The 18,252-nt window shown below is 54.7% G+C and carries 16 protein-coding genes and 1 riboswitch; of the genes, 3 read left to right on the top strand and 13 right to left on the bottom strand.

Features of this window, described 5'->3' with window-relative positions; genetic code table 11:
• Positions 1 to 29 precede the first annotated feature (29 nt).
• Positions 30 to 1,421 carry an extracellular solute-binding protein gene (locus tag PV433_RS19050; RefSeq protein ID WP_332073645.1) on the bottom strand — a complete coding sequence of 464 codons (1,392 nt, stop codon included), beginning with the start codon at positions 1,419 to 1,421 and terminating at the stop codon, positions 30 to 32.
• Between the two features lie 347 nt (positions 1,422 to 1,768).
• Here PV433_RS19050 and lexA point away from each other — a divergent pair, with 347 nt between their 5' ends.
• On the top strand, positions 1,769 to 2,392 hold the full coding sequence (lexA, locus tag PV433_RS19045) for a transcriptional repressor LexA (protein ID WP_190924826.1): 624 nt from the start codon (positions 1,769 to 1,771) through the stop codon (positions 2,390 to 2,392).
• 190 nt (positions 2,393 to 2,582) lie between these two features.
• On the opposite strand, the gene PV433_RS19040 is transcribed toward lexA, so the two are convergent.
• Positions 2,583 to 4,127, bottom strand: a complete 1,545-nt coding sequence (locus PV433_RS19040; protein ID WP_332073644.1) for a hypothetical protein — start codon at positions 4,125 to 4,127, stop codon at positions 2,583 to 2,585.
• 259 nt (positions 4,128 to 4,386) lie between these two features.
• Between PV433_RS19040 and PV433_RS19035 the strand changes: the two genes are divergently transcribed.
• A complete protein-coding gene (locus PV433_RS19035; RefSeq protein WP_332073643.1) occupies positions 4,387 to 4,644 on the top strand; it encodes a hypothetical protein in 258 nt (85 codons plus the stop codon).
• Between the two features lie 105 nt (positions 4,645 to 4,749).
• On the opposite strand, the gene glnA is transcribed toward PV433_RS19035, so the two are convergent.
• The 7 genes from glnA to PV433_RS19000 form a co-directional block, all read right to left on the bottom strand.
• Positions 4,750 to 6,087: a type I glutamate--ammonia ligase gene (gene glnA / locus PV433_RS19030; RefSeq protein WP_332073642.1), complete on the bottom strand. Its 1,338-nt coding sequence runs from the start codon at positions 6,085 to 6,087 to the stop codon at positions 4,750 to 4,752.
• Between the two features lie 15 nt (positions 6,088 to 6,102).
• Entirely contained in the window at positions 6,103 to 6,513 is a 411-nt protein-coding gene (locus PV433_RS19025) for a MerR family transcriptional regulator (protein WP_190924832.1), read from the bottom strand.
• Positions 6,514 to 6,593: 80 nt separating this feature from the next.
• The gene (locus PV433_RS19020; RefSeq protein ID WP_332073641.1) at positions 6,594 to 7,847 is read right to left on the bottom strand and encodes a methionine gamma-lyase family protein; all 1,254 of its coding nucleotides are present in this window, start codon (positions 7,845 to 7,847) and stop codon (positions 6,594 to 6,596) included.
• A 2-nt stretch (positions 7,848 to 7,849) separates the two neighbouring features.
• Positions 7,850 to 9,166 carry a GTPase HflX gene (gene hflX / locus PV433_RS19015; RefSeq protein ID WP_332073639.1) on the bottom strand — a complete coding sequence of 439 codons (1,317 nt, stop codon included), beginning with the start codon at positions 9,164 to 9,166 and terminating at the stop codon, positions 7,850 to 7,852.
• Positions 9,167 to 9,245: 79 nt separating this feature from the next.
• Positions 9,246 to 11,279, bottom strand: coding sequence for a diguanylate cyclase domain-containing protein (locus PV433_RS19010; RefSeq protein WP_332073637.1), 2,034 nt, complete (start codon positions 11,277 to 11,279; stop codon positions 9,246 to 9,248).
• A gap of 130 nt (positions 11,280 to 11,409) precedes the next feature.
• A riboswitch (cyclic di-GMP riboswitch) is annotated at positions 11,410 to 11,502 on the bottom strand.
• Positions 11,503 to 11,685: 183 nt separating this feature from the next.
• On the bottom strand, positions 11,686 to 12,351 hold the full coding sequence (locus PV433_RS19005; protein WP_332073636.1) for an HAD family hydrolase: 666 nt from the start codon (positions 12,349 to 12,351) through the stop codon (positions 11,686 to 11,688).
• 167 nt (positions 12,352 to 12,518) lie between these two features.
• Positions 12,519 to 13,487, bottom strand: a complete 969-nt coding sequence (locus PV433_RS19000) for an AAA family ATPase (protein WP_190924841.1) — start codon at positions 13,485 to 13,487, stop codon at positions 12,519 to 12,521.
• A 356-nt stretch (positions 13,488 to 13,843) separates the two neighbouring features.
• Between PV433_RS19000 and PV433_RS18995 the strand changes: the two genes are divergently transcribed.
• Positions 13,844 to 15,130, top strand: a complete 1,287-nt coding sequence (locus PV433_RS18995) for a polysaccharide deacetylase family protein (RefSeq protein WP_332073634.1) — start codon at positions 13,844 to 13,846, stop codon at positions 15,128 to 15,130.
• Position 15,131: 1 nt separating this feature from the next.
• Here the strand turns inward: PV433_RS18995 and PV433_RS18990 are convergent, their stop codons facing one another.
• From PV433_RS18990 to PV433_RS18975, 4 genes are all read right to left on the bottom strand, one after another.
• Complete coding sequence (locus PV433_RS18990) at positions 15,132 to 15,785, bottom strand: YdcF family protein (protein WP_332073633.1); 654 nt, start codon at positions 15,783 to 15,785, stop codon at positions 15,132 to 15,134.
• An 87-nt stretch (positions 15,786 to 15,872) separates the two neighbouring features.
• Positions 15,873 to 16,526 (bottom strand): alpha/beta hydrolase, encoded by a 654-nt coding sequence (locus PV433_RS18985; RefSeq protein ID WP_332073632.1) that lies wholly within the window; start codon positions 16,524 to 16,526, stop codon positions 15,873 to 15,875.
• Between the two features lie 298 nt (positions 16,527 to 16,824).
• Positions 16,825 to 17,370 carry a DUF402 domain-containing protein gene (locus PV433_RS18980; RefSeq protein WP_332073631.1) on the bottom strand — a complete coding sequence of 182 codons (546 nt, stop codon included), beginning with the start codon at positions 17,368 to 17,370 and terminating at the stop codon, positions 16,825 to 16,827.
• An 84-nt stretch (positions 17,371 to 17,454) separates the two neighbouring features.
• Entirely contained in the window at positions 17,455 to 18,108 is a 654-nt protein-coding gene (locus PV433_RS18975) for a peptidylprolyl isomerase (RefSeq protein ID WP_332073630.1), read from the bottom strand.
• Positions 18,109 to 18,252 lie beyond the last annotated feature (144 nt).

The following is an 18,252-nucleotide window of genomic DNA, read 5'->3' as shown; positions in this document are numbered from 1 at the left end:
CTAATCGTAACTCCGTCATCCCGTACCTTTTACCCGGGAACATGCTCTTCCCGCTCCGATAACGCTTCGGCCATACGCTCGCACAGCTCGCGCTCGTCGATCAGATCGGCCCAATAAGCCCGCACATGCTTGAAAATATGTGAATACGACAGCGCCGGGATGCCGAGCGAGGCGTGCGTCCGGTACGAAAACATCATTTCCCGGTACATCGAATATCGGCCGGGCACTGCAAACGCCTTCTTATTCGGGGACGAATCCGCTCCCCAGTGGCTCGGGATGCTGAGCGTGTGGCTGCCGATATACTGCTGGCCCGGCAGCGACGTGAGGAAGTCGGCAAGCAGCATCGCTTCCTCCGGATGCCCGGTTTGCTTGAGCACTCCTACACCTTGAGAGATCATCAAAGTGATCGGCTCGTTCATGTAAGGAAGCGGAGATACGTCGTATTCCAGACCGGGAGACTCCTGCCAATCGTTCATTCCCATGTAACTGTTGATAACCATCGACAGCCGGCCTTCCTGAAACATCGCATTGATCTCCCGGTTGTTCTCCGATAAGAACATCGGGAAAAAATCGCGGTTGCTGATAATACTTTTGCACAGTCTCGCCGCGTCCATCAGACGGGAGTGCCGGAGCGATTCCGGGCTGCGGCCTTCCTGCCGGAGATCTTCCCCCGCCTGGAGCCAGAAGAGCGGCCAGCGATTTTCATTCAGCAAATAAAAGGCGAATCCGAATCTCCCGTTCCCGTTCGTAAGCTCGATGGCGTTACGGACCAGGTCGTCCCAGGTCCAGCTGCCGTCCGGCTCGGCCAAGCCCCGTTCGCGGAAATGCCGCTTATTGTAACAAAGCACGATCGGGGAAAAGATGATCGGGTACACATAATGCATCCCGCCGTCCTTGAACAGTCCCGAAAGGAACGGGTAGATCTCCCGCTTCTCCGGCAAAGGGGCGAACAGGTGAAGATGACCGCTCTCTTTCATTCGCTGAAATTGAAGATGGTTGATGACGATCGCATCGAATTCCGCCAGCTTCCGCTGGTCGCCCGGTCCGCCGAGATCCGATACAAACGGCACAAACTCAAGCTCGATCCAAGGATAGCGCTTACAAAAAAGCTCGGCGAGTCCGGATAATTTCATATTGACCTCATCCGTACGGTTAATCCCGACGGTCAAACGAACCGTCTCCCGCTTCGCCAGCACCCGGCTGCCAACCCGCGGGATCTTCTCGATCCAGCCTTCTGCATTCAGTATGTCCAGCCCTTTGCGAACCGACTTGTTGCTTAATCTGAACATCTTCGCCTGCACAAGCTCCGAGGGCAGGTAGTCGCCGGTTGCATACTTTCCTTCCAGAATGTCTGCTCGAAGCGTCTGTACCATATGATCCAGCTGTTTCTGAAATTGCTCATGCGTCGGTTTTTTCTTCAATCACCGGTCCTCCTTTGCTGCACCGTATATCTCCCTTACATCCGTCTTATCCCATCCGGAACACATCCTCTCCTTCGGCGATCGACCCTGATGTATATAACAATTACAGAAATATACATTACAGATTGCTATAATTGTTATATTTTTCTTGATTTCATTATAAAATGGCCCAATATAGGAGTCAACGATATCATGTACACTACAAACGAATACTTTATATACATCAGAACGACATGCGACCGGATGGTTGAATTCTCCAAGACCCATACTCGAACTTATGTTTGTACGAACTCGAGTTCTGTGGTATAATTTACCCATATAAAATGTCCGTAATGGGAGTGATGATCGTGAGCAAGGTTTCCAATCGCCAACAAGCGATACTGGAATTTATCAAGAACGAAGTACGCGATAAAGGCTACCCGCCTTCCGTAAGGGAAATCGGCGAAGCCGTCGGGCTTGCGTCCAGCTCTACCGTACACGGTCATTTGGACCGGCTCGAGAAGAAAGGTTACATCCGCAGAGACCCGACCAAGCCTAGAGCGATCGAGGTGCTCAGCGCCCATGACGAATCCGCTTCCGTATTTTCCTTCTCGATAGCGCGTGTACCGGTAGTCGGCAAAGTAACGGCTGGTATGCCGATTACGGCAACCGAGAACATCGAAGAATATTTCCCGCTTCCGAGTCATTTCGTCGGCGACCACAGCGTATTCATGCTTCGCGTCGTCGGAGAAAGTATGATCGAAGCCGGCATTCACCATAACGACTACGTTATCGTTAAGCAGCAGCCGACCGCGAACAACGGCGATATCGTCGTCGCCATGACCGAAGATGACGAAGCGACCGTCAAGACGTTTTACAAGGAGCGCGACCATATTCGGCTCCAGCCGGAGAATCCGTCTATGGACCCGATTCGTCTCCGCAACGTAACAATTCTGGGGAAAGTAATCGGATTGTTCCGCGACATTCATTAGTCTCATGTTGGCTCGTCCCTCTTACGGGACGAGCCATAAACCGTACGCCAAGAGAGCCCTGCCGGATATCCGGTCAGGGCTCTGGCTGTCTAATCGCACTGACAGCTGTCTTACGCACCTTGTATTCGTGATACGTGCACTGTCCGGCCGCAGCCAGATCCCCCGACCGGTTCGCTCGGGGTAGCGGGGATCAGTGTACTTTCAAGATCGCATAGCCATGGCCAGCAGTAATACTGAAGGTGATGCCGTCGCTGTCTACTATATCGTTTTGAAGCGTAAAGTTTACGTGATCGATTACAGATACGGTTTTCCCGATATGTTCGGGGAGCTTGAGATTCGCTCCGGTAACGGGGACATGGTAATCGATGTACACATATGTATCTTTGTCGTCTTGAACTACGCTTAGATTGGTGGCTTTCCCCACCTCAACCGGCGACAAGTAATTCCGGTACCCCATGAACGTTTTGTAGTCCCCGGCATTTAAGATCAGTCCGCTCATCGCGATCGGATAGCTTTTCCTCGTGCTGCGCATATCCCAGCCTCTCGATGTTTGAGCCGCCCGATCGGCGTTTTTGCTGTTCGTTTTGTCGACGATATATCCCATTGTAAAACCCACCTTTCCCAGCCCGCTGCCGTCCCGCAGCCAGTCGACATATCGGTTGGGAGGCTTGGCCGGGTCTATATAATCGGATGGGCCATATACGAGATTCATACTGTAACCGGTCATATCCACTATATTTTGAAAATCCTGCCCGCTTTTGCTCTTCACATCCGGCATATAACGGCTGAGCGTATGACCGGACAAACTCATCGGCATCGACTGCAGAAAGCCGCAGTCCATGACTTGCAGCTTCTGCAAAGCCTTGAAGTTATGCGAGATATGACAGCGGCCGCCCTTCCTGAACGTATACACGATCGAGAGCCGAACAGCCCCCGCTACCGAATCGTTCGCATAACTCACTCCCGGATGGGATTGCGCGAAATCTATGATCGCCCTGTAGTCCATAATGTGATAGGATTCGTGCACCTTCAGAACCGTACCGGAATACATCCCGTCCTCCGTGATTTCCTTGCCGTCCAGCATATATTGCACCTTTATGTTGTTAATGGACGGATAGAGCTGAGCCCCCGGTACAAGGACGTTAACGTTCACCGGCTGTGTATGGACCGCACCGCATACAGGAGTGAGATCTTGCTCGGGTTGGACAAGCAGAGCGGATACGATCCCGTTCGTCACCGTATACGGGCACCCCCATGTAAGATGATCGCCGTTTACGTCCAGCAGCGTGTAGATTCTCGCCCCATCCGTCCATTGCGATCCCAGATCGTCCGCCGTTTTGTCGTGTCCGGCCATGGACACCTTCACTACACACGTATACCCGTGGTTCGCCCCTACCGTATTGAAAGTACGGACAGGCGTTATATCGTCATGGTTGGCATGGACGATCTCCGACCCGATTCGAGTCCGGATAAAGTTAAAGCTGCCGTTGCGAGACCCGCTTCGCGACGTTTCGATCGTAATGGTATGGGCATCATCAAAGCGGCTTGAGATGTGGAAAAGCTCACCGCTCTTGGTCACCACGATATCTGCGCTCGAATCAACCAAGCCGGCTGCAGAAACGGGCACAGGGCTTGTCAACGCCGCTCCGCCGCCCGGACGTATCGCTTCATTACCCGCAGTAGCCGAGCCATTCCCGGTTTTTGTACTAATTCCCGATGAATCGGTCCAACTCATTCGTTCGTTTACCTCCATCCGCAGGGGCTCCGATTACTCGGGCGAGGTGTTGCGTCAGAGTTCATCGTAACATGGGATCATCGGCTTGTGTACTGTATTCCTGATCACTTTTACAGCATATCCGACCCGCCCCCCTGTTTCACCCGAGCCCTATCCCCCGGCGAGCCGGGCAATCGCCGTGCCCCCCCGGTGCTTCTCTCCGTAAACTGTCGTTGCGGGTTACGATCCCCGCAGAAATGACCGATAGGAGAGAGATGGCATGTCTAAGGAGATTCAAATAAATTCGGGCAGACGGGTGTCTCCCGCCAGGCAGAGAAGGATTAGAAGAAACGCCCTGCGTCTGGTAGGAAGAGTTGTTGTCGTGCGGACCTTATTTAATACGTTTACCGGCTGTTTGGTAAGCGTCGGGGCCAACTCGATCCGCTTGCGCATCTATAGCGGTGTAAACCGGGTGTTTATTACGATCCGTATTCCGATCGGCATCATCCTGGACATTTTCCGGTTCCGGTGCTCCTGAATCCCGCGTGAGTGCATAACGCAAATTTTTCGCCGAGCTGCCGGTCCGACGGCCGCAACCCAAAAAAATCCCCGCCGGCCATTACGCCATGCGGGGATTTTACGATTAATACAACGTCATATACTGATCGCGTTCCCAGGAATGAATCTGGGTGCGGTACATATCCCACTCGATTTCTTTCAGCTCGATAAAGTGAGTGAGCGCATGCTCGCCCAAAGCTTCGCAAATCACTTCGTTATTCATCAGCTCGACGATCGCCTCGTGCAGATCGGACGGCAAGCTCGGGATTCCTTGTTCTTCGCGCTCTTCTTCGGACATGACATAAATGTTGCGGTCGGTCGGAGCCGGCAGCGGAGTTTTGTTCTTCACTCCGTCAAGACCTGCTTTCAACATAACGGCCAAAGCCAGGTATGGATTCGCCGCAGGGTCCGGGTTACGCACCTCTACGCGTGTGCTCAGTCCGCGGGAAGCCGGAATCCGGATCATCGGGCTGCGGTTGCTCGCCGACCATGCGACGTAACAAGGCGCTTCGTAACCCGGTACGAGCCGCTTGTACGAGTTGACCGTCGGGTTCGTAATCGCCGCGAAGGCGCGGGCATGCTTCAGCACGCCGGCCATGTAGTGACGAGCCGTAGTGCTGAGGCCGAGCTTGTCGCTCTCGTCGTAGAACGCGTTCTCGCTGCCTTGGAACAACGATTGGTGGCAATGCATACCGGAACCGTTCACCCCGAACAGAGGCTTCGGCATAAAGGTAGCATGCAGTCCGTGCTGGCGGGCGATCGTCTTGACGACGAGCTTGAACGTCTGGATCTGGTCGGCCGCTTTAACCGCGTCTGCATATTTAAAGTCGATCTCGTGCTGACCCGGCGCCACTTCATGGTGCGATGCTTCGATCTCGAAGCCCATTTCCTCCAGCGTCAGAACGATCTCGCGGCGGCAGTTCTCGCCAAGGTCGGTAGGCGCCAGATCGAAGTAACCGCCCTGGTCGTTCAACTCCATCGTCGGATTGCCTTTTTCATCGGTCTTGAACAGGAAAAACTCCGGCTCAGGCCCCACGTTCATCGCCGTGTACCCCATCTCGGAAGCCTCTTCCAGCGCACGCTTCAGAATGCCGCGCGGATCGCCCGGGAACGGCCGTCCGTCAGGCAAGTACACGTCGCAGATGAGACGGGCAACGCGATCTTCCGTGACCCAAGGGAAAATAACCCACGTATTCAGATCCGGATACAAATACATATCGGACTCCTCGATCCGCACGTAGCCTTCGATCGAGGAACCGTCGAACATCATTTTATTGTCGAGCGCTTTCTCCAACTGACTGCGCGGAATCTCGACGTTTTTGATCGTGCCGAGCAAGTCAGTGAATTGAAGACGGATAAAGCGGACGTTTTCTTCCTTGGCGATGCGTAAAATATCTTCCTTCGTATAATGCGTTTGAGACACGGAATAATTCCTCCTTTATTTAGTAAAAAAACGGGACAGCTCCCCTTGGATGAGGGAAACCTTGCCGCGGCGGTTGCCGGTCAACAGATCCTGTTTCAACATTTTGTGCAGTTGGGAATCGGACAGCTCCTTGCGTTTTACCTGCGTCTCGTCCGTGATGACCGTCGCCTCTTCGGAGTCCTTATTCACCGGATTAAGCACTTGCTTAATACCCGCGATGTTGACGCCCTTCTCGATCAGCGCCTTAATCTGGAGCAGACGTTCAACGTCGTTGAATGAAAATAAACGTTGATTCCCGTCCGTCCTGGCCGGAACGATCAGCTCATGCTGCTCGTAGTAGCGTATTTGGCGCGCAGTCAAATCGGTCAGTTTCATGACGCTTCCGATTGCGAATAAAGCCATGTTGCGGCGAATTTCGTCGCTCATTGTACACCACTCCGACATGTAAAGGATATAAGTTCATTGTACATATCGAACATAAACATGTCAATGCGTGTAAGGTTTAATTACAACAATCCTTTATTCATCATATTGGAAAGGGCCATCACGACGCCCCACTTGACATGGGCATAAGTGAGTCCGCCCTGCATGTATGCAATGTACGGCGAACGGATCGGCGCGTCTGCGGAAAGCTCCAGACTGCCTCCCTGGATGAACGTTCCCGCCGCCATAATGACGGGGTGTTCATAGCCGGGCATCTCCCAAGCTTCGGGGACGACATGGGAGTCGACCGCCGCCGCTTTCTGAATGCCTTGAACGAATGCGATCAGATGGTCCGCCGACGTGAAACGGATCGCCTGTATGAGATCGGTCCGCTCGTCGTTCCAACGCGGATGGGTGTCGAAGCCGAGCCGCTCGAACATCGCGGATGCGAATACGCTCCCCTTGAGAGCTTGTCCGACAAGATGCGGCGCGAGGAATAGGCCTTGGAAAAAGTCTCTCGTCACCCCAAGCATCGCTCCGACCTCGCCGCCGATCCCGGGAGCTGTGAGCCGGTACGCCGCCAACTCCACTAACTCCTTTTTGCCGACAATATATCCGCCGGTCGGAGCGATTCCCCCGCCCGGATTTTTGATCAGCGAGCCGGCCATCAGATCGACCCCGACTTCGGTCGGTTCGGCTTCCTCCGTAAATTCTCCGTAGCAGTTGTCAACGAATATGATCGCAGAAGGAACAAGCTCTTTGACGAACCTCACCATCTCGGCGATTTGGGCGACCGTATAGGACGGTCGCCAGTCGTACCCCCGTGAACGCTGGATGCCGACCACCTTGGGCGGGTCCGTCCTCAGCTTGTCCGCGAGCCGGTTCCAGTCCGGCATCCCGTCCGGGGACAGCGCCACTTCGTCATAGCGCACTCCCCAGTCCTGCAGCGATCCGGTCCCGTCTCCCGGCTTGCCGATCACTTTATGCAGCGTATCGTACGGCTTGCCGGTCATATACAGCAGCAAGTCGCCGGGACGCAGCAGGCCGAACAGCGCCGTGCCGATCGTATGCGTGCCGGAGACGAAGTGAGGCCGGACTAGGCCCGCCTCCGCTCCGAACACATCGGCATATACGAGATCCAGCACTTCGCGCCCCCGGTCGTTATAGCCGTAACCGGTCGAGCCTGCGAAATGATAATCGCTTACTTTATGTTTCTGGAAAGCGCGGATCACTTTCCATTGGTTGTGGTCGACCCGCTTGTCGATCTGTTTCAGCTTCGGCTCCGCAAGCGCTTCGGCTTCCTCCATCAGCGCGCCGATTTTGTCTGGTACGTTCATGTTCAGTAGCTCTCTCCCTCTAGCTGTATCGCTTCCTGCGCTATAAAGGCCTGAAGCATATATCCTTGTTTCTCGAATTCGGTTTGCTTCACACGCACGTCAAAGCGGATGTCGTCCCCTTCGATTTCCTGCTCCAGCACATCGCCAAGCCTGTAGACGAGCGAGATCAGGTCGCCCCGGGCGGCAGGAATTAGAAACCGCTTCGTCCCGCCCATCAGTTTCTCCTGAATCGAGAGCTTCAGCAGCTCCAGATCCGTCGCCGAGAACGCGGACACCTTCAACGAATCGCCGTCTGCGCTTAGCAGCCCGCCGCTTCCATCCGTCGCCATATCGATTTTATTGAACACGGTAATGCGCGGTTTCCCTTGAGCTCCAAGCTCGAGCAGCACTTCGTCGACAACGGCCATTTGCCTTTCCCTCATCTCGCTTGCGCTGTCGACCACGTGCAGGATCAGATCGGCCTCATTAACTTCCTCCAGCGTCGCACGGAACGCAGCGACCAGGTCATGCGGGAGATTTTGGATAAAACCGACCGTATCGGTCAGCACGACTTCCTGCCCGCCGGGCAACCGGAGCGCTCTGGACGTTGGGTCCAGCGTGGCGAACAGCTGATTCTCGGCGTATACGTCCGCCGACGTCATCCGGTTCAGCAGGGTCGATTTTCCCGCATTCGTATATCCGACCAGCGCCACCTGGTACACGCCGGTTTTTTTCCTCCGCTCGCGGTGCAGTTCCCGATGCCGTTTCACTTCCTGGAGCGAATGGCGCAGCTCGCTGATCCGGTTGCGAATATGCCGCCGGTCCATCTCCAGCTTCGTTTCCCCGGGACCTCGCGTACCGATGCCCCCGCCAAGACGCGACAAATTCACTCCGTGTCCGGACAGCCGGGGCAGCAAGTAGCTGAGCTGCGCCAGCTCCACTTGGAGGAAGCCTTCGCGGGTTTTCGCCCGCTGCGCGAATATATCGAGAATCAGTTGAGTGCGGTCGATAATCTTCAGGTCCAGCGCATGCTCGAGATTGCGGACTTGCGCCCCGGAAAGCTCCTGGTCGAAAATCGCCGTATTGGCTCCGAGCTGCACGGCAAGATCGCGCACTTCCTCCGCTTTCCCTTTGCCGATAAACCATTTCGAATCGATCGAGTCCTTCGATTGTACGACCGAATGAAGCACTTCGACTCCGGCGCTGTCGGCCAGACGGATGAGCTCTTCCAGCGAATGCTGGACTCTGTCGTCGGATAACCGGTCCCCCTTCAGCACCAGACTGACTACGATCGCTTTATCCAAAGCTTCGCCGGCTACTTCGTGAACCGGTGGTTTCATGCCAACACTCCTTCACAGACCCTCAATTGTATTATTGTACCATACTTCTCCAGTACCTTTCATATAGGAAAATGAAAGGCTATACTCGGACCAGCCGGTCTTCCTGCGCCGCACCTTCCCGGATCGGGAGCTCGACTTCCACCGTAGTCCCTTTGCCCGGAACGCTTCGGATCGTCAACCTTCCACCGTGGTTCTCCATAATGTTATTGCACACCATCAGGCCAAGCCCCGTTCCTTTATCTTTGGTCGTGAAAAAGGGTTGTCCGATCCGCGAGATCAGCTCATCCGATATGCCGTCGCCTTCGTCCTGCACGCGTACGACAACGTCCTGCTCGGACAATAACGTCGTAACGGTCACTTCGCCGCCGTCCGGCATCGCTTCGATCGCATTTTTCAGCACATTGACGAACACTTGCTTCATCTGGTTCTCATCGCAGCGGATGACCGGGAGATCCTCCTTCTCCACGATGACGATCCGCACCTTGTTGAGGATCGCTTGCGTATCGAGCAGCGTCACCACATGACGAATGACTACCCGAATATCAGTATCCCCAAAAAGCGTCTGACGCGGCTTGGATAGCAGCAAAAATTCATTAAGGATCAAATTGATCCGGTCTAGCTCCGTCAACATGATCGGATAATACGACTTGTTCTCCTTCGGGGACGATTGCAGCAGCTGAATAAACCCTTTCAGCGCAGTAAGCGGGTTGCGAATCTCGTGCGCCAAACCTGCGGCCAATTGCCCCATCACCGCGAGACGGTCGGAGTTGCGCAGCAGCTCTTCGGATTTTTTGCGGTCCGTAACATCTTTGGCCACTCCGTATATGCCGACGATTTGAAGATCGGCGATAATCGGTATGTTCGTCACGTCCACTTCGACCGTATAGCCTTCTCTATGTATGAGCCTCAGCTCCAGATGCACGGAGTTGCCTTCCATCGCTTCCTGAAAAGATGTCAACGCTTTCAATCGGTCCTGAGGATGTATGAGCCCGACGAACTGGCGTCTGGTCAACTCCTGGGCGGAATATCCGAGCAGCCCGGAGACGGCGGGATTAATCGCCAGCAGCTTGCCTTTACGGTCGAACGTACAGATCGGCGCCGGATTATGCTCGATCAGGTCGGCCGTTTTGCCGAGATAAGCCGGCAGCTTATGCTGCAGCTTATATTCATACATATTCAGATCGGCACCGTGCAGCAGTTCCTCGATATGTACCGTCTCTTCGGTTGACGATACCGCTACGCCGACCGAAAAGGACAACGATACCGGAGGCAGCCCGTCGTCGGGGATAAACGACTTGCCGTTCAGCTCGTCCAGCAGCTTTTGCCGCATATTCTCAAACCGGGGAGCATCCTCGACGATGACGACAAACTCGTCCCCGCCCAGCCTCCCGGCGATACCGTTTACATCACGAATCATCTCCCGCAGGTAGTCGGCGACAAGCATAATGACGCGGTTCCCGATCATGTGGCCGTAGGTGTCGTTGATTTGCTTGAAAAAATTCAGATCGATCAGCAGCACCCGGACCGTCCTGCCGTCGTCCAGCAGTCTTTGACCAAATTGCAGCGTCTGTTGCAGCGAAGCAAGGCCGGTCAGCGAATCGATTCCGCTCAGGTGGCGGTACTCGTTTCGTTCCTGCTCCAGATGTTTAATATAAGAGGCGAGGAGAATGTTGGCCAGAGCAATAAACGAGAAAAAAACCAGGTGGGCGATCCGCGCGAATGGTTCCGAGTCGTCGGTGACGGTATACAGATGGAGGCCAACCGCAAGCGCGGCCACTAGCATATACAGGGGATTGGGCATTAGGAGAGCGTACATAAGCAACAGCGGGTAAGCGATGAACAATTCGGCATACCATACGTCAAGCTGCAAGGCTGCAGCGTATACGAACAAAGCAAGCCCCGTCAGCACATAAAAAACGGGCGGCTTCCCCCGAAAAATGACGGAGGCTAGCAGAAAGCCGGCAAATGTACACGAGGCCGCTACGCTTGCGGCATCCGGCTCACTAAACAGAATCGCGCAGACGCTGACGACCAGTGCGAGCGCGACGAACAACCACTTCTCGCTTCGGTACACGGATTGGAGGCACGCCCGTATTAAATCCATACGCTGCATAGGGTTCTTCCCTTTCAACTGCATATTCGAATCCTGCAAACGAACTGCTGCGGAGAAGCCCGCCATATATAAAGCCGCCCCTAAACAGGGACGGCCGATCACAGCAATACTTATCGCTGAAGCGAACGTTGTCGGCAGCCCAGCTGTCATGGCTCATCGAGCGTGGAGCGTTAGACCTGAAGCTTTGCGTCCCTGCCTTTCGGCAAGTTTGCCATCGAGATGATAACGAATGTGACGTTGGTTGTACTCGAAATTTAATATACCATACCTTACCTTTTTTTGAAACTAGAAAGTAAGCGGTACAAATGCCTGTCGATTCAGGGTAAAAAGTGTCGCAAATCTCTCGTTTCGGCCCGGCATGCGAGCCGCCGGTTCTACCGGAACAAAGGCCGAACCGCCGCATTCGCTAGACCGCCGGCAGCTCGGAGATTAGCTCGGCCAGATCAAGCCCCTCCATCGTCGTCAGACGTTTCCGGTGCTCGCCGAACAGCAGCGCCTCCGTGACCGGATTCGGCACGATTACGCAGTGCAGTCCCGCCCGGTGGGCAGCTAGTGCGCCGTTAGCCGAATCCTCGAACGCGATCGCTTCCCCGGGCTGGACTCCGAGACATCCGACGGCCTGTACATACAGCTCCGGGTCCGGCTTCACTTTCAACACGTCGTCCTTGGTTCGAATGCACGAGAAACGGTCCAGCAACCCGAACTTCGTTAAGTACCCGGTCACCCAGCTCCGGCTCGAGCTGGAAGCCAGCCCGACCGAAAGCCCGAGCCGTGCAGCCTGATCCAGCACCGATATGACGCCAGGCCGAAGCTGCTCCGTCTCCATCCGCTGCAGAAACAGCTCTCTGCGCATCCGGCTGAACGCGTCGCGGTCAACCGGCTTCCCAGTCTGGTCTTCCAAATATTTGTACGGATCGAATACGTCCGTCATGTCCGTTCCGATGACGCTGGACCATACCTCAAGCGGGAGCTCCGCCCCATGCTGCCGATACACGTCCTGGTATGCCCTGAATTCATTGGTTTCCGTGTCCAGAATAACTCCGTCAAAATCAAACACAATGGCTCGAATCATCGTTCAGTATGCCTCCATCCGCTATTTAGCTCTATAAGGATATGGACTCCTATCCCTCCATTATAGCGGAACTTCACCGACAGCGTAGCTTCAAACCGAAAAAAGCCGCAGCCTGCGGCTCCTTTTACACATTTCCTTCGGCTTGCCGTCGCGTACGCGCCGGGTTTTTACAGTCCAAGTCCCGCACGCGGCTCAGTCCGCATATCCTCGGGTTTAATCGTCATCAGTTCCTGACGCCCCGGCGAACTATTTTGATACTGGCCGAGCAGCCGGACCGCTTGATGACGCATCGACTTTTCCATCACATTGCGCACGTAACGGGCGTTGCTGAAGGCGGACAAGCAGTTGTTTTTCTCGGCGATCAGCATCTGCCTCAGCTTCATGATGCTTGCCGGAATAAGCGTATACTCCCGTTCCTTCCCCATTAGCTCGGCAATTTGCACCAATTGGTCGATAGAATAATCGGGGAAATCGATCGCGATCGGGAACCTCGAAGGCAATCCCGGATTTTGGGCGAGAAAAAAATCCATCTCTTCCGAATAACCGGCCAAAATGAGCACAAACTGGTTCTTGTGGTCCTCCATCGCTTTGACCAGCGTATCGATCGCTTCTTTGCCGAAATCTTTCTCGCCGCCCCGCGCCAGACTGTACGCTTCGTCAATAAACAAAATGCCGCCCATCGCCTTCTTGACCAGATCGCGCGTCTTAAGCGCCGTGTGTCCAATGTATTCGCCGACCAGATCGGCCCGCTCTACTTCGATCAGATGGCCTTTCTGCAGCAGTCCCATCGACTGGAACAGCTTGGCGACAATTCGTGCGACTGTCGTCTTGCCTGTTCCCGGATTTCCTTTGAATATCATATGGTACACCTGCTGGCTGGCAGCAAGTCCCGCTTCCGCCCGGTATTGCCCGATTTGCAGCAACGCATAAATTTCGAACACCAGTTCCTTTACGTTGTCCAAACCGACCAACTGGTCCAGTTCCTTCAGCATCTCCGCGAACGGCCCTTGTGAAGGCACCGGCTTCCCGCCGGCCGGCTGCTCCTGCTCATGGACGGCCGCAGGTTCCGGCGTTCGGAGCACGACATTGATTTGTCTGGACGATTTGGCGGCACCGCTCACGACTCGACTGCTCATCGGATTCACCTCTTTCCTTCGGTGGTGCAGGCTTGGATCGATTCGCCCGTGTCGGGAAAACCAGCGTGTAACAGCCGGAATTACCCCTGCCTATAATGTACAGGATTAGAAGTTGTCCTATGATCGAAGTGCGTGTCCCCATCCAAAATTTCTTTTACATCCAAACGTGTCAACTGCATACAATAAAGAGTAGTTTTTTCGGTATTTTTTCACTTGGCCTCGCAATTCGGGTATGGTAGACTTCACGTAAAAGCGCTGCTTGCAAGGCGCGGAAGGTCATCCATTCCCGTTGAACTGCAGCTTGGCACCGGATTGGGAAGCTTGGTTAGACGGATTGAATAGCGAGGAGGATTTCCATGAAGGAACGTCTCTTATTGTCTTTCACTCTGCTTGTTGTCGTATACACGCTCGTTCCTTGGGTGGTGACGCGAATATTCTCGATCGGTGTATTCCGCAAGGGATCGGCCGGCAACCGGATCGCGCTGACCTTCGACGACGGTCCCGACCCGGAATACACGCCTCTTCTCCTGGATCTTCTAAAAAAACATGACGTGAAAGCGACGTTTTTCGTCCTTGGCGCCAAGGCGGAGCGGCACCCCGATCTGATCGGGCGCATCCATAGGGAAGGCCACCAGATCGGCATACACAACTACAGCCACAAGTCCAATTGGCTGATGAGCCCCTGGTCGGTACGGCGGCATCAGGTGGAACGGTCGGCCGATATCGTTTCTTCGATTACGGGCTCCAAACCCGCTTATTACCGGCCGCCGTGGGGCATATTGAACGTCTTCGACTTATTTACCCTGAAATCTTATAACATCGTCTTATGGTCGGTTATGCCCAAAGACTGGCGGAGCCGGATCGCCCGCGAGAAGCTGAAGTCCAGACTGGAAACCCGAATTCGCGAAGGATCGGTCATCCTCTTGCATGACAGCGGGCAGACGTTCGGAGCTGATCCTGACGCCCCCGCCTATATGCTGACAGCGCTGGACGAAGTGATCGCCGGAATGCTGCAGAAAGGACTGATTCCCGTGCGTGTGGACGAACTTCTTGAGGAATCGGCAGAGTACAGATTAGGGATTTTCAAGCGGGTGCTGGTCTCGATCTGGATGGGATGGGAATGGTGCTTCGTCAAATTGTTTCGTGTCAAACCGATCGATTCGATGAACCCTCTGCTCAAAATTCGCATCCGCGAATACCAGGGCAGGCAGGCGATCGCGCTTCCTGACGGGGAACAGATTCGAAAAGGGGACCGGGTCGCTGAGCTGCATCTCGATAATTACACGCTGTACCAGCTCGGTCTTCATTCACGCAGCCCGGTCCAGTTGGCCACCCAGTTGATCCGGCAGACGAGGCTGCTCATGCCGGAGATCGGAAAGCTCATGCTGACCGATCCGTTGTACCGGGACGTCAAAGGGCTGTACGCGATCACCATGATCCACAGAGGGTCCAGACAGCTCGGATTCACCGTCATCGATCTGCCGAACGGACTATTCGCCCGGGTTACCCGTACGTATTTGCGACTCCTGCTCTATGTAGTGCATCCGAACGGCAAGGATCGTCTAAAAGAAAAAACGGCGCTGCTGGAACCGAAAATCGTCGCGATCTCCAAAAATGAATTAAAGCTCCGCTATACCGCCTGAATCAGTCCACCGGCCGCATCAGCCATTTGTCCGCGATCCATTTCGTGTAAGCAAGCGTCTCCCTCGCTTTGTGCCATGGCATCCACATGACGTTGGACTTCGTCAGCGAAACTGATGCTTCCCGAATTCCGACGTAGCGGGCGATATCCATCGCCCGCGCGCCATGGTATTCATGAGTGACGATCACCGGAACGCTCCAGCCTTCCCGATCCATAATTCGCTTACTGAACCGGAGGTTCTCGTAAGTGCTGGTCGATTCTCCTTCCTCGTATACCGCTTCCGGCGGCACGCCGCGTTCAGTCAAATACCGACGCATCCCTTCCGCTTCGGTAATCGTAGATCCGTTCGCACCCAGACCGCCTGAGACGATGATCCGGCTCACCTGCTTCGTTTCGTACAAGCGGTAAGCCTGATCCAGACGTTCGCGCAGCGCCGGGCTCGGCCGGTCGTTCCACAAAGCGGCTCCAAGCACGATCGCCACATCCGCCGTCTGGACGGGAGCGCGGCTTTGAACGTTATGGATCAGCCACTGCACATACACGACCCATAGGATTCCTATGGCGATCAGCGCCAATACGATCGTTCGGAATAGCCGGTAACGTTTGCGTTTGCGCTTTTCCCCGCTGAAGGAGACCGCGCCGGTAAGCCGGTTCATGCACTTCCCCCCTGATTCATCGCCGCCCGTGTGAGTCGGCCTACTTGGATACAAGCAGAGAGCGCCATCACCCGTGACGGCGCTCCTTTATTCGGACAAAAATTGCTCCACGGTGTTAAACAGACTATCCGCTTCCTGGTCGAGACAGATCAAATGCTTGGATTCGGGAAAGATCCGGACCTGCTTCGGCCCTGGAATTTTGTCGGCAAGCACGAGCGCGCTATGCGGATGAATGACCGGATCTTTTCCGCTCTGGGCGATCAGCGTCGGCACCTGGATGCCTGCCCACATCGGCTTGGCCGAACGGACCACCCGCATAAATTGCAGCGTCGCATTCAGCGGCGTTTGCTTGATCTTGACGAGCCGCTGCCATTCCTGATCCCGGAACGCGCCCGCCACCTCCTGCAGAAATCGCCGCGGACTTACATAGATAGCCGCTGCGTTAAGCAGGACGAGTCTGCGGACCGGATACCGGTTCGCGATGTGGGCGGCGAGGATGCCGCCCATCGAAAATCCGATCAGATCGAATTCCCCGTGCTGTCCGGCAATGATCCCCGCTTCTTTGTCTGCGGCTTCGATCCAGTCGATCCAGCTAATCCGCCGAAGCTGATCCGGATCGTCGTGACCCGGCAAGGTGGGCAGCACGCACGTATATCCGGCCGACCTCAGATGCATGGCAAGCGGCTCCAGCTCGAACGGCCCGCCTGTAAATCCGTGAAATCCTAAGCATATTTTGTCCATTCTCGTTCCTCGCTTGCTTATGTTCCTATAGAGGTAGTTCAAAAAGCCCAATTTTGATCACGAAGCAAATCAGGAAGCCTGCTCGGCATCGAATATGGAATTCAGCCGGAACTTCCGGTGCTCACGTAGCTGTCACTACGCTCCGCTCCTCATTTCCTAGCTTCATCCCATCTTCTCGGTGCTGAAAACCGGCCTCTTTGAACTCGCACTATTAGAGGTTGTTCAAAAAGCCCAATTTTGATCACGAAGCAAATCAGGAAGCCTGCTCGGCATCGAATATGGAATTCAACTCGCACTATTAGGATTCTTCGTTAAGCTCCTGCAAATGCATATCCGCCAGCAAAAGAAGGTCAAACGAACCGTTGCGGTACTCCTCGACCACCTGATTGCATGTATTCCAGGCCAGCTCGTAGTCGTTCTCGTTCAGCTCCCCGCGCTCAAGAGCTTCCTCCAGACGTTCCTGGTGAAGCACGTACAGCTGCCCGTCCGGCAAAATGACGATATTCAGATACAAGTCGTCATACCAGGGAATTCCGGAATCGGTGACGCCCTGACATTTGCAGATGTCGACATACCATTGTACGACACGATCCTCCTGATCGTACATCGAGGACAACGTGTAATGGGCGTATTCGGGAAAATGCTGCAGCCATTTGTAGCCGTCCGAGGCAATGCATATCTCCGGCTGCTCCGGGCTGTACCGCTTATACAGCGGAGCTTTTACTTTCAGCATCTCACATAAGGTGACCGTACCCGAAAATCCGATCGTTCTTTTCGATACGACCGTAACTTGCTTCTCTACGATTCTCCCCCAATCGGTTCGATCCGCGTATTTTCGAATCAATGGAATCCCACCCTCTCCCGGGAGTACAGGGCCGGCGCGACGTTCCCATCAGCTTCACCCGGTCCGCGCGCCGCCGTACCCGATTTATTTCTCGCTGATTTCGATGGTATTGATTTTAACTTCCTTGATGGGCGAGCTCATATCGCCATCCGCACCGAGCTTGACTGGTACCTCGGAGATTTTCGTGACAACATCCATTCCGGACGTCACTTGTCCGATGATGGTGTAATCGGGCTTCTGATTCAGATTGGAGCAGGAAGAGCCGGAACATATAAAAAACTGACTGCCGGCGGTGTTGCGTCCTGAATTCGCCATCGCAACGATTCCCGGCTCATACTTGCGGGTCGTCTTCAGCTCGTCCTCCAGCTTGTAGCCCGGACCGCCCCTTCCGGTTCCCGTCGGGTCGCCGGTCTGGATCATGAAGCCTTTAATGACGCGATGAAAGATGACGTTATCGTAAAACTTTTCCTTGGACAAAAAAACGAAGCTGTTCACCGTCTTGGGCGCCGTGTCGTTGAACAGACTGACCGTGATTTTGCCTTCTGTCGTATCGATGACGGCTTCATACTTCTTATCGGATTTAATCGTCATCGGCGGCGGCGAGCTCCAGCTTTTGGCCCCTTCGGCCGCTCCTTCTCCCGCGTTGCTTGCGGGCTTCTCCCCGCATCCGGCGATCGTAAGCGCAAGCGCACCAACGATTACCATCATTCTAAGCGGTTTAACCGGTTTACCCCACATGTGTCCCACTCCTTGGTTAGCCTTTTCTCGCCCCAAATTATACCACTGGTGCCTAACTTGTATCAAATCGGGAATTGCCCGCCGCCTTTTGACGCAGCCGCACAACTCGCCAAATCGCGAAAAAACCCCGCACGGACGGGGTTT

It is taken from the genome of Paenibacillus sp. GYB004, assembly GCF_036577605.1.
Taxonomy (GTDB): domain Bacteria; phylum Bacillota; class Bacilli; order Paenibacillales; family NBRC-103111; genus Paenibacillus_AB; species Paenibacillus_AB oceani.
Note: the sequence above shows the minus strand (reverse complement) of the source record. Positions and strands in the feature narration are given on the sequence as shown.